A 13081-nucleotide genomic window follows, 5' to 3' on the forward strand; every position below is an offset into this window, starting at 1 on the left:
ATATGGAACACACACAAATTGAAGAAGCATACAATGAAACATTTTCTGGACTTACCATGTATTACAGAGATTGCAATTTAAACCCAAATTACATTGCTAAATACAACAATTTTCAAATTATACAAGAAAGAGGTTTTACAGATGTTTCCTCTTTTGCGGCTGGACTCAATACAAATTTAAGATATGCAATTGCCACTAACAAAGCCGTAAACATGGCGCAAGTAAATCCGGATGTGCAAAAATATGGTTTTCACTTAATCGCAGCGCCTTCATGTTACAAAGTGTTGGATATTTATAAAATTGGAGATCAAACACAAATTCTATTGCTTCATTTTGATGAAAAATTCAAAGCTATTTTTGAAGCATCAACATCTAATATTGAAGAAAAAGTGATTGGAATGGGTCGCGATAGTTTTGATAAAAAAACACAAATGCCTCCAAATGCTATTTTAAACGAAATCGAATGGAAACAACGAACTGAATTTCCAATTGGAATGTCCGATACAGGTAATTTTTTCCTAAATTCTACTTCCGTAGATAAAACTCAGGCTACAACTACAAAAGCACAAACAACAACGACTACCGAGACTTTGCATACGGATAAAAAAACGAAAAGTAAAATAACAGAAAAGAAGAGTTTTTGGAAACGATTGTTTGGGTAAAACAACTTATTATTTTGAACTTTTCATGTAAAAATCAGAAACAAATCAACTCGCAATAAATTTAAAATCGTGGTATAAAACGCGGAGTTCTTTATAACTTTTAAGCAACGAAAATAGAATTTTTGCCCAGCCAAATAATCCAAGAGTTAGGTTTTTGAAAAAGAAAAACAAATAACCAACCATTTTACATCCAAGCTTAAATGCAGTAGTTTGTTTCAATAATGCTAAAGAACCAGCTTCAGAATCTGTTACACTTATATTTTCATTTGTATAAACTGACGTATCAAAATCTTTCGAAAACTTAAAAAACATGTCTTTCGTCACCATTCCACCTTTTACATAAATAGCAACAGATTTTACAATGGCGCCAATTCCTTTCATGACAATTTTTAACGACTTGGAAACAAATCGATAAAAAGCTTTAAATAAATTGTTTTGCACAAACGCTACAACCTTTCTACCTATCTTTTTAATCCAGCGCCAAACGCGTTTTAATCCATCCCACAAACGCATGCCTTTTTCTTTGATATAATTCCATGCATATTCTATGTTACTTGTGGTTTGGACAACGTTATCTTTGATAAAAAGTTCCTGTGCAATTTCTTCGCTTGCATCATCATCTTTGTATGCTTCTTCAGATTTTAAAGCATTTCCCAAACTTACAAATAGTTTTGGTGTTACATGACGTGCCAATTCTTCCGCTTTGTGCGTGCTTCTTCCTTCAAACTCTCTGTGAAACTTGGCAAGTGCATTCCAAATATCACTTCCATATGCATAGTCATAATTCTTTCGTCCATCAATTCGAACCTCAAATCCAAGAAGCCAAAGTTCTATTTTGGCACAGTTTACCAAAAATACCTTGGACAGTATTTCGTACTCGTCTTTGTTTTCAACGGATAAATTTAATTTAAAACTATTTTTTCTAACCATGCAACGCTTTTTTATAGCATGCACTAATCCTTCTTGATTAAAAAGAAGTCCTAACGTTTCTGGATTAAAATCACCTGCAAAACTCTTTTTACGCATTAAAAATATATGAAGAATACGCGTAAACGCAAACAAACTTTTTCTAGTTAATAACTTAAATTTCGGTCTTGGTTTACGACTAAACAAGCCCAAACACCAAAGTCGCAACTGAATGGCTCTGTGCATTGCATTTTTAACTTCTGGTTTTATGTGTCCGTCTACAAACCATTTTTCATGTGTAAATGTTGATTCAAAACTTACCAATTCATCAAGCGCATACCAAGTTTCATTGCCAACCCAACTATCTTGTGTTAAGTTTGCATCTTTTTGAAATGCTAAGACAGCTTCCTTAATCTTCTCAATTTTTCTATGGATGCGCTTCGGATTAAATTTTCTTCGTAAATATCCTAATAAATACAATCGACCAGCAATCGTTTGAATTCTGATTTTTTGATGTGTCATATCAAAAGCTTCTGATTTGTTTTCAGGAACTTTATTCGCAAAACCATTGTTTTCAACACCTTTCAAAATATCTTCAAAATCACCCAACTGCTCTATTTCAGTACCTGAAGTTTCAGCTAAAGTATATACAGGAAATCCACTCATACATTTTCTATTTGACTAATAAACTTTTAAACAAGCCTAACAAGCCAATACGTGTTTCAATACCAGCTTTTACTGCATTTTTGTGTACTTCTAATGTAATTGTTGGAATATCGTCTAAATCTTTCTTTACAAAATTATACGAATCACCGTCAAATTGCGCCAACGTTTCAGCAACCAAATCGAGTTTGCCGTCAGCTTTACTTTTTTCAATTTGCTCCTTTATACTTTTATATCCTTTATCACTATCAATTGTAATTCCTACTTCTCCTGAAAAAGTTTGTACGTGTAATGATGATAAATCTTTAACGGCTTCATTTAAATCGTTTAATGCTTTTTTAAGCCCTTTTTCTTCTGCCATGATGTAATTTGGTTTATGTTGTTATTAATATATATTTTTCTAAAATTGAATACAAAATTTCACTTCGAAAAGATAGGAAAAAACCATAAATCAACCAATACGAATCAAGAAAGTAATTATATCTTAAGTACTTTCACTCGTTTTTAGAGTAACGTACTAGCACGCTCACACGAATTAAAAATTTATTAGATATTCAGTAATTAAATAAAACTAAATCCTATGAATTTTTCCAAACAAAGAGCCAAATTACCCGAAAAACCTGACATGATTTTGATCATAACAGATCAAGAACGTGCAACTCAAAATTTTCCGCCAGATTGGGAAACTGAAAACTTAAAAACCATGACATTTTTAAAAGATAATGGTTTTACGTTTAACAAAGCATTTTGCAATTCTTGCATGTGTTCACCTAGCAGAACTACCTTATTTACAGGAATATACCCGTCACAACATGGTGTAACGCAAACGCTTACTTTTGGTGGACGTTATTCAGATGCGGAAACACAACTTGATCCAAGAATTTACAATATGGCACGCATGCTTTCAAGTGAAGGTTATGATACGCAATATCGTGGGAAATGGCACTTGAGTAAAGGTGAAACTGAAAACGGATTGACAGCTTCTGAAATTGCACTCACAGGTTTTAAAGGTTGGATTGCTCCTGATGCAGGAGAAGATGTAAAACCGCAAAACTTTGGTGGCGGTTACGCAAATCATGATGAAATATACATTCAGCAAGGAATTGACTTTTTACGACAAGTGCGTACCGAACGTGAAAGTGGTAAAAAACGTGTGCCATTCTGTTTGGTGCTTTCCTTGGTAAATCCGCATGATGTGTTGGCGTATCCAAATGGTGTAAACTATGGATATTCTAAAAAAAATTGGCTCGGTAGAAGTGTTAGTTTGCCATATTCTGTCAATGAAGATTTACTAAAAAGTAAAAAACCAATGGCGCAATTTCAAATTGTACAATCTGCCAATATTCTTTTAGGAGATTTGCCTACTGATGAGAAAAAACTAAACTACATCAATTTTTATGCACATACATTAACAAAGATTGACAAACAAATTGGTGAATTTATTGACGAGCTTTATCATGTAAGTGATGCTGGAAATCGCATGGCTGATGAAGCGTTGGTAATTCGTATTTCTGATCATGGAGAAATGGGCTTAGCGCACGGCGGCATGCGACAAAAAGCATTCAATGTATATGAAGAAACGCTCAATGTTCCGATGGTTTTTTCAAATCCGATTCTCTTTCCAAGTGAAGACAAAAAAGGAAAAGCGATTCCACAACGAAGTTCAGATGAATTGGCTACTTTGATTGATATTATGCCAACAATGGCAGAAATTGCCAATATAAAACGTCCATCAAAAGCTTTGCAAGGCAACAACTTATTGCCAATAATTACAGATGATGAAAGCGTTCAAGATGAAATTATGTTTACGTTTGATGATACCAAAGCGAGTTCGGCAGATTATGCTTCGGCGGTTTTAGCGGCAAATCGGATTCGATGTATTCGTACAAAAGAATGGAAATTTGCGTACTACTTTCATGCATTAGGAAGTTATCCAACACAATACGAATTGTATAAATTGACCGATAACGAAGACAACGAAATGGAAAACTTAGCATACAAACCAAAATACAAGAAAATCAGAGATGAACTCGCAAAAAAACTACACGAAGCTGAAAAGCGATTGTTATTGCGCAATGCAATCTCGGATGGACCAATTGCGTTAAATCAAAATAAGTAAAAAGCACTTCTCCATTTATAAATGGGCACTATTACTTATTGTTTTCACTATGTCAATCGTATACATTTATGATCTAATTTTTAAAATTTCATATCATGAAAAGAAAGAATCTTAAGTCATTAAAACTTAACAAAAAATCTATTTCAAGTTTAAACTCATCTTCTATCAATGGAGGAACATCCGGAATATTATCTATGCTTCCTGGAGTTGCATGTGCGCCTGGTGGCTCGCAAGGAACTTGTATCAATACACATTGTGAAGACGGAATTGTGTGCGATTTACAAGTACCAAAACCTAAGCAAGACAATTAATTGTGAAACGAGCGAACTTCGGTTCGCTTACTCTTCTCTTATTTGGATTGAAAATACCTATTCATAAAATTATCTCTACACATATAAATAATATTTTTGTAGGCATTACAACAAGTTTTTCGTTATCTTTTGAAAAAATATTTTCAGACTTAAACTTGCTACATGAAACAACTTATTTCAGAGATTTTTCAAATTTTCATAGGAATTATTTTGGCAAGTATTGGACTGAAAATGTTTCTACTACCAAACGGGTTTTTAGATGGTGGCGTTACTGGAATTGCTATTTTACTAAGTGAAATTTATGATTTTAATATCTCAATAGTCTTACTCATTGTCAGCATTCCGTTCTTAATCTTAGCTTGGTTTTCGCTATCCAAACGAATTTTCATCAAATCGATTCTTTCCATTATAGGTTTAGCCGTTTTTATTCAATTTGAAAACTTCTCCTCAGTTACGGACGACAAACTTCTGATTGCAATTTTTGGCGGATTATTTTTAGGAGCAGGAATTGGCTTAACTATCAAAAATGGAGCAGTTTTAGACGGTTCTGAAATATTGGGCATCTTCATCAACGATCGTTTAGGAATAAGTATCGGAAAAGTAATTTTAGGATTCAATGCAATATTATTTGCAATTACTGCGAAAGTACTTTCGGTAGAAATTGCCATGTATTCCATTCTTACATTTTTAGTCACAGCCAAAATTATAGACTTGATGATTGAGGGTTTTGAAGATTTTGTTGGTTTGATGATTGTCTCAGAACATTCAACCGAAATTGAAGAAGAATTAATTAAAGTTATTGGCGCAGGAACAACGTTATACAAAGGTTCAAGAGGTTATGGAAAACGCGGTGCGCAAACGGAAAAAAATATCATTCACACCGTGATTAATAGAATTGACATTCGGAGAACTTACAATTTAATTGAAAAAATTGATGAAAACGCGTTCATTATAGAATTTGATGTCAACAACATAAAAGGTGGAATTTTAACCAAATATCTCACCAAAGAAGGACTTAAAAAGTTAACGCCAGCTTTGTATTCGCAAAATGGTGAAAATGTAGAAAAAGCTATTGAGGATACAGAAAAAACAAAACAGAAATAGATTTCTGCGTCCTAACATCATGAAATACACTACATTTGCGCAAAATTACACAATATGTCTACTTTTCAAGATTTCGACTTATCAAATCAATTGCAATATGCCATTGACGATTTAGGTTTCACAACACCTACACCAATTCAAGAACAATCATTTTCAGTGGTTCGTTCAGGAAAAGATGTTGTCGGAATTGCACAAACAGGAACAGGAAAAACATTTGCGTACATGTTACCGCTGTTGCGCGATTTGAAATTTTCAAAACAACTAAATCCGCGAATTTTAGTCTTAGTGCCTACACGAGAATTAGTAGTGCAAGTGGTTGAACAAATTGAGTTGTTTGCCAAATATATAAATGTGCGCACGCTTGGAGTTTATGGTGGTGTCAACATGAATGCACAAATGCAAATTTTACAACAAGGTGTAGATATTGTGGTAGCAACACCTGGACGTTTGTATGATTTGGTTTTGAGTAGAGCTTTGCAATTAAAATCGATTAAAAAATTAGTGATTGATGAAGTTGATGTAATGTTAGATTTAGGTTTTCGTTTTCAGATTACCAATATTTTAGAATTGTTACCTGAGCAACGTCAGAATATTATGTTTTCGGCTACGATGACAGATGATGTAAGTGCATTAATTGACGATTTCTTTACAACTCCGCACACAATTTCTATCGCGGTAAGCGGAACACCGTTGGATAATATTTCACAAACGTGCTATCCTGTTCAAAACTTTTACACGAAAGTAAATTTATTAAAACAGCTATTAAAAGATAAAGAAACCTATAGTAAAGTGTTGGTTTTTATTTCGAATAAACGCATTGCTGATCGGTTGTTTGATTGTTTAAAATCTGACTTCGGAGAAGAAACCTGCGTGATTCATTCCAACAAAACACAAAATTACCGTTTGCGTTCAATCAATCAATTTAATGAAGGTCTGAACCGAATTTTGGTTGCTACTGATGTAATGGCGCGTGGTTTGGATTTAGATATGATAACGCATGTATTCAACTTTAATACACCTAACTATCCTGAAAATTACATGCACCGAATTGGTAGAGCCGGAAGAGCAAAAGCCAAAGGAAACGCCGTTTTATTCTACACAGAAAAGGAAAGAGTATACAAAGAAGCCATTGAAACGTTGATGAATTATGAAATTCCACAATTAGAATTTCCCGAAGAAGTTGCGATTTCATCTGAATTAGCTCCTGAAGAACAAACTAAAATTCGTGAAATTAATAATCCTTCCAAAACAACTGGATTGGCGCCAGGTTTTCACGAAAAGAAAGAAAAAAACAAGAAGACAAATCAAGGTGGATCATACCGAAGAGAAATTGCTAAGAAGTATAAAAAGCCAAAAACTAGAGGTGATAAAAATTACAACAAGCGGAATAAAAAGAAGTAATAATAAAGTTGAGTAAAGTCTGGAGACCTTACTCAACTTTACTTAACTGTTGATGATTTTAAGGCTGTGTATCCTTATCTGCACTCCAGCACCAGCAGTCTGAATACGGTAAAGATAAATACGTTGGATAACCTCTTCCTCCTTTAAGAACCTCACTAATTTTAGAAACAATTTCTTTTTTAAGGCCTAATGTTTTCAAATTTCTTTTTTTCATATCTAAATGATTTTAAGATTAATAATGATATGAAAGTAAACCAGTAAAAAACAGAAAACAAGAATTAGAACCTTCGTTTTATGAATCAAAGGTTATTAATAACTTTATTTTAAATTCATAAAAATGATTGAAAAACTACAACATTCCAATATAAAAGTAGCCACAGAAATACGTTCAGTTTTTCAAGTTTCATATGCGATTGAAGCCAACTTATTAAACGCACTAAATTTTCCTCCTTTACAAAGACCGCTGGAAAGTTATACAAATAGTACTACCATATTTTTTGGATACTTTAAAAATAAAGAACTCGGTGGAGTTGTTGAAATTGATCATAATCCTAATTTCACACATATTAATAGTTTGGTAGTTGCTCCAAAATTTTTCAGACAAGGTATTGCGAAACAATTAATAGATTTTGTTTTCAATACATTTGATTCGAATTTATTTGTAGTTGAAACTGGATTGAAAAATGAACCTGCCACGAAATTGTATTTGAAATTTGGGTTCAAAGAAGTGAAACAATGGAACACCGATCACGGTGTTCGGAAAATACGCTTTGAACGAAAAATAAAAGTTGAGTAAAATCTGGAGACTTTACTCAACTTTACATAATTTTTATCGCTACAAAGCATTATCCATAATATCTTGTACAACTTCAGGATTTAGTAATGTACTAATGTCGCCTAAGTTATCAGCATCTTTGCTCGCAATTTTCCGTAGAATACGACGCATGATTTTTCCTGACCGTGTTTTTGGTAATCCTTGTGTAAACTGAACTTTATCTAATTTTGCAATCGGCCCAATTTGTTCTGTTATAATTTGATTTATTTCTTTTCGAACATTATCATGATTTCTGCTTTCGCCCGTTTCTTTCAACGTTACGTAACCGTATAATGCATTTCCTTTGACATCATGCGGGAAACCTACAATTGCCGATTCTGCTACCGCAGGATGTTCGTTAATTGCATCTTCAATTGGCGCCGTTCCTAAGTTATGACCTGAAACAATAATGACATCATCTACTCTACCCGTAATTCGGTAATAACCAACCTCATCACGCAATGCGCCATCACCTGTAAAGTATTTGTTTTCATACGCTGAAAAATACGTGTCTTTGTATCGTTGATGATTTCCCCAAATGGTTCGTGCCATACTTGGCCATGGAAATTTGATACACAAACGTCCATCTACTTGATTCCCGTTGATTTCTTTACCATTTTCGTCCATCAACGCAGGTTGAATTCCTATGAATGGCAACGTTGCGTAGGTCGGTTTTGTTGGTGTTGCAAAGGCAATTGGCGTAATCATAATGCCGCCAGTTTCTGTTTGCCACCATGTATCAACAATGGGTGCTTTTCGTTTTCCAACATTATCGTCATACCAATGCCAAGCTTCTTCATTGATTGGTTCTCCAACTGTTCCTAATACTTTTATAGAAGATAAATCGTGTTTTTCTAAATGTTCAACACCTTCTTTCGCTAACGCACGAATGGCAGTTGGCGCTGTATAAAATTGATTGACTTTATGCTTTTCTACAATTTCCCAAAAACGTCCAAAATCTGGATAACTTGGCACACCTTCAAACATAACGGTGGTTGCTCCGTTACATAACGGACCGTACACAATGTAACTATGTCCTGTAATCCAACCGATATCGGCCGTACACCAATAGACATCTTTTTCGCGGTATTGGAATACATTTTTAAACGTATACGCACTATATACCATGTAACCTGCCGTAGAATGCACCATTCCTTTTGGTTTTCCAGTAGAACCTGAAGTGTACAAAATAAATAACGGATCTTCCGCATCCATAATTTCAGGAACACAATCGTGGTAGGCTTCATCTAGTAGTGGTTGCAACCAATGATCGCGTCCTTCTTCCATATGAATGTCAGCGTTGATTCTTTTGACAACTAAAACCGATGCTACACATTCGCAATCTTTCAAAGCTTCGTCTACAATTCCTTTTAGATCGATGGTTTTTGCTCCGCGATACGAACCGTCACTTGTGATCACCATTTTACAAGTTGCATCGTTGATTCTGGTTGATAATGCAGTGGAAGAGAATCCTGCAAAGACTACCGAATGAATGGCTCCAATTCGCGCGCACGCTAGTACAGAAATTGCCAATTCTGGAATCATTGGTAAATAGATACATACGCGATCTCCTTTTTGAATGCCTTGTTCTTTTAAAACATTTGCGAAACGACATACTTTGTCATGCAAATCACGGTAGGAAATATGTTGTGCTTCTTCGCTTGGATCGTTTGGTTCAAAAATAATTGCTGTTTTATCGCCACGTGTGTATAAATGACGATCGATACAGTTTTCCGTGATGTTAAGTTGTGCACCTTCAAACCATTTTACTTCTGGTTTTGAAAAATCCCAACTTAATACATTGTCCCACTTTTTTCGCCACATGAAGTGTTCTTCGGCAATTTCTTCCCAAAAAACTTCTGGATTACGAACTGATTCTCGATATACTTGGTAATATTCTTCTAAGTGTTTTATATGATAGTTACTCATAATGGTTTATTTTTTGGTCGATCGTAATTTATATATTGATTAAATTCGGCAGTAATTTACGCAGAATTTTTTCCATTTTATATGTTGAATTAAAGAATTCATGTAATCAATTTAATGACTTGAAGCTTCACCTGCTCCAGAAGGAATTCTGATGTTTTCTACTAAATCTTGTACATCTTTTGGTGGCGCGGCAGTGAATCTTGAAACAACTATGGAAACGACCACGTTTACAAACATTGCAATGGTTCCGAAACCTTCTGGTGAGGTTCCAAACCACCATTCGCTTTTTGGCAGTGGATCTAATACCCAAATTAGTCCTGTTTTGTAACGAATCATGTAGAATAGCATGAGCATAATACCAACAACCATTCCTGCTATGGCGCCTTCTTTGTTCATTCGCTTATCAAAAATTCCTAAAATGATGGCTGGAAAAAATGATGCAGCCGCCAAACCAAATGCTAAGGCAACCACCGCGGCGACAAATCCTGGTGGATAAATTCCGAACAATCCTGCAATGATGATTGCTACAAAGATTGCAATTCGTGCAGCTAATAGTTCTCCTTTTTCAGAGATATTCGGTTTTAATTGTTTTTTGATTAAATCGTGAGAGATTGATGTTGAGATTACAAGTAGTAATCCTGCGGCAGTTGATAGTGCTGCGGCTAATCCGCCAGCGGCCACTAAAGCAATTACCCAGTTTGGAAGTTTTGCAATTTCAGGATTTGCTAATACCATAATGTCTCTATCTACATATAATTCATTGGTTGCTGTGCTTGCATTTGCGATTAAACGTTCTCCGTTTGTTCCTCTTGCTTCAGTGAAGACAGGTTTTTTACCTTCTAAAGCACTTCCTGCCAGATATTGTATCTTTCCATCTCCATTTTTATCCGCCCAAGCGATTAACCCAGTATCTTCCCAGTTTTTAAACCAAGCTGGTATTTCTTGATAGTCTTTGTTACTTACCGTTTCTATTAGATTTGTTCGTGAGAATACCGCAATTGCTGGCGCAGTTGTGTATAGAATTGCAATGAATAGCAATGCCAATCCTGCAGATTTACGTGCATCTTTTACTTTAGGAACCGTAAAGAAACGAACAATTACGTGTGGTAATCCTGCAGTACCAACCATTAATGCTAATGTGATTGCAAATACATCCCACGTTGATTTGGTTCCGCTGGTATATTCGTTGAAACCGAGTTGTGTGTGAAGTGTATCAAGTTTATCGAGCAGGAAAGCGCCACCTTCTACTTTTCCTCCCATTCCTATTTGTGGAATGATGTTTCCTGTCATTTGCATAGAGATAAAAAATGCTGGCACCATGAATGCGAAGATTAGTACACAGTATTGTGCAACTTGTGTATACGTGATTCCTTTCATTCCGCCTAAAAAGGCAAAGATTAAAACCACTGTCATTCCAATGATAACTCCAACTGTGATATCTACTTGTAAAAATTGAGAAAATACAATTCCTACACCACGCATTTGCCCGGCTACATAGGTAAATGATACTATTAATGCACAAATTACAGCTACAGTTCTTGCTGTGTTTGAGTAGTATCGATCTCCAATAAAATCGGGCACTGTAAATTTTCCAAATTTCCGCAAATACGGCGCTAATAGTAATGCTAGTAATACATAACCTCCTGTCCATCCCATCAAAAATACAGAACCATCATATCCCATAAAAGAGATTAATCCTGCCATACTGATGAATGATGCGGCACTCATCCAATCGGCGGCTGTTGCCATTCCGTTTGCTAATGGAGACACGCCTCCGCCAGCAACGTAAAATTCTTTTGTTGAGCCAGCTCGTGCCCAAATTGCGATTCCAAAGTATAGGGCAAAAGTAATCCCTACTAAGATCCAAGTCCACGTTTGTACACTCATAATGTTTTATTGTTAAGTTTAGTTAGGATTACTCGTCAAAACCGTATTTTTTGTCTAGTTTGTTCATTAATCGTACGTATACAAATATTAAGATAACAAATACGTAGATTGAACCTTGTTGTGCAAACCAAAAGCCTAGTTTGAAACCGCCAAGTCTGAATTGATTGAGTTCTTCTCTGAATAGAATTCCACATCCATAGGAAACTAAAAACCAAATAGATAGTAGAATTATTAAGTATTTTATATTTTCTTTCCAGTATGCTTTTGCACGTTTTTGTGTATCGTCCATAATTGGTTGGTTTTATAAACTAGATAGTATTTTGAATGCTGTCTACTAAGGTATGTATTTATTCCCAAACCAAAAGCGGTTGTATTGCCGTCAATGGCATCTATTTGTCTACTATTAAATTGAATATATGGTTGGGATTTTTGTTTTTTTATTTCAAAATATTCATTAATCGTATACAATTCATAGACAAACAACTTTTTAATATCGTTTTACATTATGTGTAAGAAAAATATATTTTATATTTAGTAAGAAGCGTTGAAAGCAAATTTCAATAGTATAATTTTTTTATAAAATTACAATCAAAATAGTTATGAATACACATGCTGCTAAAACTCAAAAGAATGCTACGCAAACTGTAGCGAGTAGAATTGTTCAGAAAAAAGGAACTGCATTTGAATTCGAAGACAATCGACCTGAAGCTGTTGTACAGCAAAAAATAAAAGAATTGCAAAATAAGAAAGCTACTCAATTACAAGGAAAACATACTACAGGATGTGGTTGCGCTTCGTGTGTTTCACAATTAGCAGAAAAGAATAATTCTGAAACTATTCAAAAACAAAGTAAGGAAATTGTTCAACTGGTAAATTGTCCACACGGAAAACAAAAACACAAGTGTAAAGCCTGTCAACAAAGTATTGATGCCAGAAATGCAAATAAAGTAAGACGTTATCAAACGCCTCATAAAGATGAGCAAAAACAAAAAGCCAGAGAAGATGCTGTAAAGGGTAAAAAAGGTTCAGTTGCGCACGGGTTTGGTAAAAAAGGATCAAAACAAAGTGGAAAAATGGATCAAATTTTAAAAGATGTCAATGAAAAAGGAGGAAAAGGAGGAAAAGGAAAAAAAGGGAAGAAAGGCAAATAGTATTGATTGTTATTTTATGAAAATAATTTTGTTCAAAATTGACTAAACAGCTTTGTTTATTAGTATTTTGAATTCACCCAAAACTATTTTTGACTGAAATTATTTTTTCACTTCTTATTAAAAATCAATATATT

13 protein-coding genes are annotated in these 13081 nt (G+C 34.6%); 7 read left to right on the plus strand and 6 right to left on the minus strand.

The window, feature by feature from the left end:
• Positions 1-2 precede the first annotated feature (2 nt).
• Positions 3-662 (plus strand): hypothetical protein, encoded by a 660-nt coding sequence (locus ACQ654_RS08715; RefSeq protein ID WP_430409936.1) that lies wholly within the window; start codon positions 3-5, stop codon positions 660-662.
• A gap of 45 nt (positions 663-707) precedes the next feature.
• Here ACQ654_RS08715 and ACQ654_RS08720 read toward each other — a convergent pair whose 3' ends face one another.
• Both ACQ654_RS08720 and ACQ654_RS08725 read right to left on the minus strand, forming a co-directional pair.
• Complete coding sequence (locus ACQ654_RS08720) at positions 708-2234, minus strand: peptidoglycan-binding domain-containing protein (RefSeq protein ID WP_430409937.1); 1527 nt, start codon at positions 2232-2234, stop codon at positions 708-710.
• 7 nt (positions 2235-2241) lie between these two features.
• Positions 2242-2592 (minus strand): hypothetical protein, encoded by a 351-nt coding sequence (locus tag ACQ654_RS08725; protein WP_430409938.1) that lies wholly within the window; start codon positions 2590-2592, stop codon positions 2242-2244.
• A 219-nt stretch (positions 2593-2811) separates the two neighbouring features.
• On the opposite strand from ACQ654_RS08725, the gene ACQ654_RS08730 reads away from it, so the two are divergent.
• The 4 genes from ACQ654_RS08730 to ACQ654_RS08745 all read left to right on the plus strand — a co-directional run bounded on the left by ACQ654_RS08730 (position 2812) and on the right by ACQ654_RS08745 (position 7166).
• Positions 2812-4350, plus strand: coding sequence for a sulfatase-like hydrolase/transferase (locus ACQ654_RS08730; protein WP_430409939.1), 1539 nt, complete (start codon positions 2812-2814; stop codon positions 4348-4350).
• A 95-nt stretch (positions 4351-4445) separates the two neighbouring features.
• The gene (locus ACQ654_RS08735; RefSeq protein ID WP_430409940.1) at positions 4446-4661 is read left to right on the plus strand and encodes a hypothetical protein; all 216 of its coding nucleotides are present in this window, start codon (positions 4446-4448) and stop codon (positions 4659-4661) included.
• Between the two features lie 162 nt (positions 4662-4823).
• Positions 4824-5765, plus strand: coding sequence for a YitT family protein (locus ACQ654_RS08740; RefSeq protein WP_430409941.1), 942 nt, complete (start codon positions 4824-4826; stop codon positions 5763-5765).
• A gap of 54 nt (positions 5766-5819) precedes the next feature.
• Positions 5820-7166, plus strand: a complete 1347-nt coding sequence (locus ACQ654_RS08745; RefSeq protein ID WP_430409942.1) for a DEAD/DEAH box helicase — start codon at positions 5820-5822, stop codon at positions 7164-7166.
• Between the two features lie 58 nt (positions 7167-7224).
• Here the strand turns inward: ACQ654_RS08745 and ACQ654_RS08750 are convergent, their stop codons facing one another.
• Complete coding sequence (locus ACQ654_RS08750; protein ID WP_430409943.1) at positions 7225-7380, minus strand: hypothetical protein; 156 nt, start codon at positions 7378-7380, stop codon at positions 7225-7227.
• Positions 7381-7503: 123 nt separating this feature from the next.
• On the opposite strand from ACQ654_RS08750, the gene ACQ654_RS08755 reads away from it, so the two are divergent.
• Positions 7504-7962 carry a GNAT family N-acetyltransferase gene (locus ACQ654_RS08755; RefSeq protein ID WP_430409944.1) on the plus strand — a complete coding sequence of 153 codons (459 nt, stop codon included), beginning with the start codon at positions 7504-7506 and terminating at the stop codon, positions 7960-7962.
• Positions 7963-8001: 39 nt separating this feature from the next.
• On the opposite strand, the gene acs is transcribed toward ACQ654_RS08755, so the two are convergent.
• The 3 genes from acs to ACQ654_RS08770 all read right to left on the minus strand — a co-directional run bounded on the left by acs (position 8002) and on the right by ACQ654_RS08770 (position 12085).
• A complete protein-coding gene (gene acs / locus ACQ654_RS08760) occupies positions 8002-9909 on the minus strand; it encodes an acetate--CoA ligase (RefSeq protein ID WP_430409945.1) in 1908 nt (635 codons plus the stop codon).
• A 111-nt stretch (positions 9910-10020) separates the two neighbouring features.
• Positions 10021-11796 carry a sodium:solute symporter family protein gene (locus ACQ654_RS08765; RefSeq protein ID WP_430409946.1) on the minus strand — a complete coding sequence of 592 codons (1776 nt, stop codon included), beginning with the start codon at positions 11794-11796 and terminating at the stop codon, positions 10021-10023.
• A gap of 28 nt (positions 11797-11824) precedes the next feature.
• Positions 11825-12085 (minus strand): DUF4212 domain-containing protein, encoded by a 261-nt coding sequence (locus ACQ654_RS08770; protein ID WP_430409947.1) that lies wholly within the window; start codon positions 12083-12085, stop codon positions 11825-11827.
• 310 nt (positions 12086-12395) lie between these two features.
• On the opposite strand from ACQ654_RS08770, the gene ACQ654_RS08775 reads away from it, so the two are divergent.
• Entirely contained in the window at positions 12396-12947 is a 552-nt protein-coding gene (locus tag ACQ654_RS08775; RefSeq protein WP_430409948.1) for a hypothetical protein, read from the plus strand.
• The last annotated feature ends 134 nt before the right edge of the window (positions 12948-13081 follow it).

Source organism: Kordia sp., from assembly GCF_965283645.1.
Classification (GTDB): domain Bacteria; phylum Bacteroidota; class Bacteroidia; order Flavobacteriales; family Flavobacteriaceae; genus Kordia.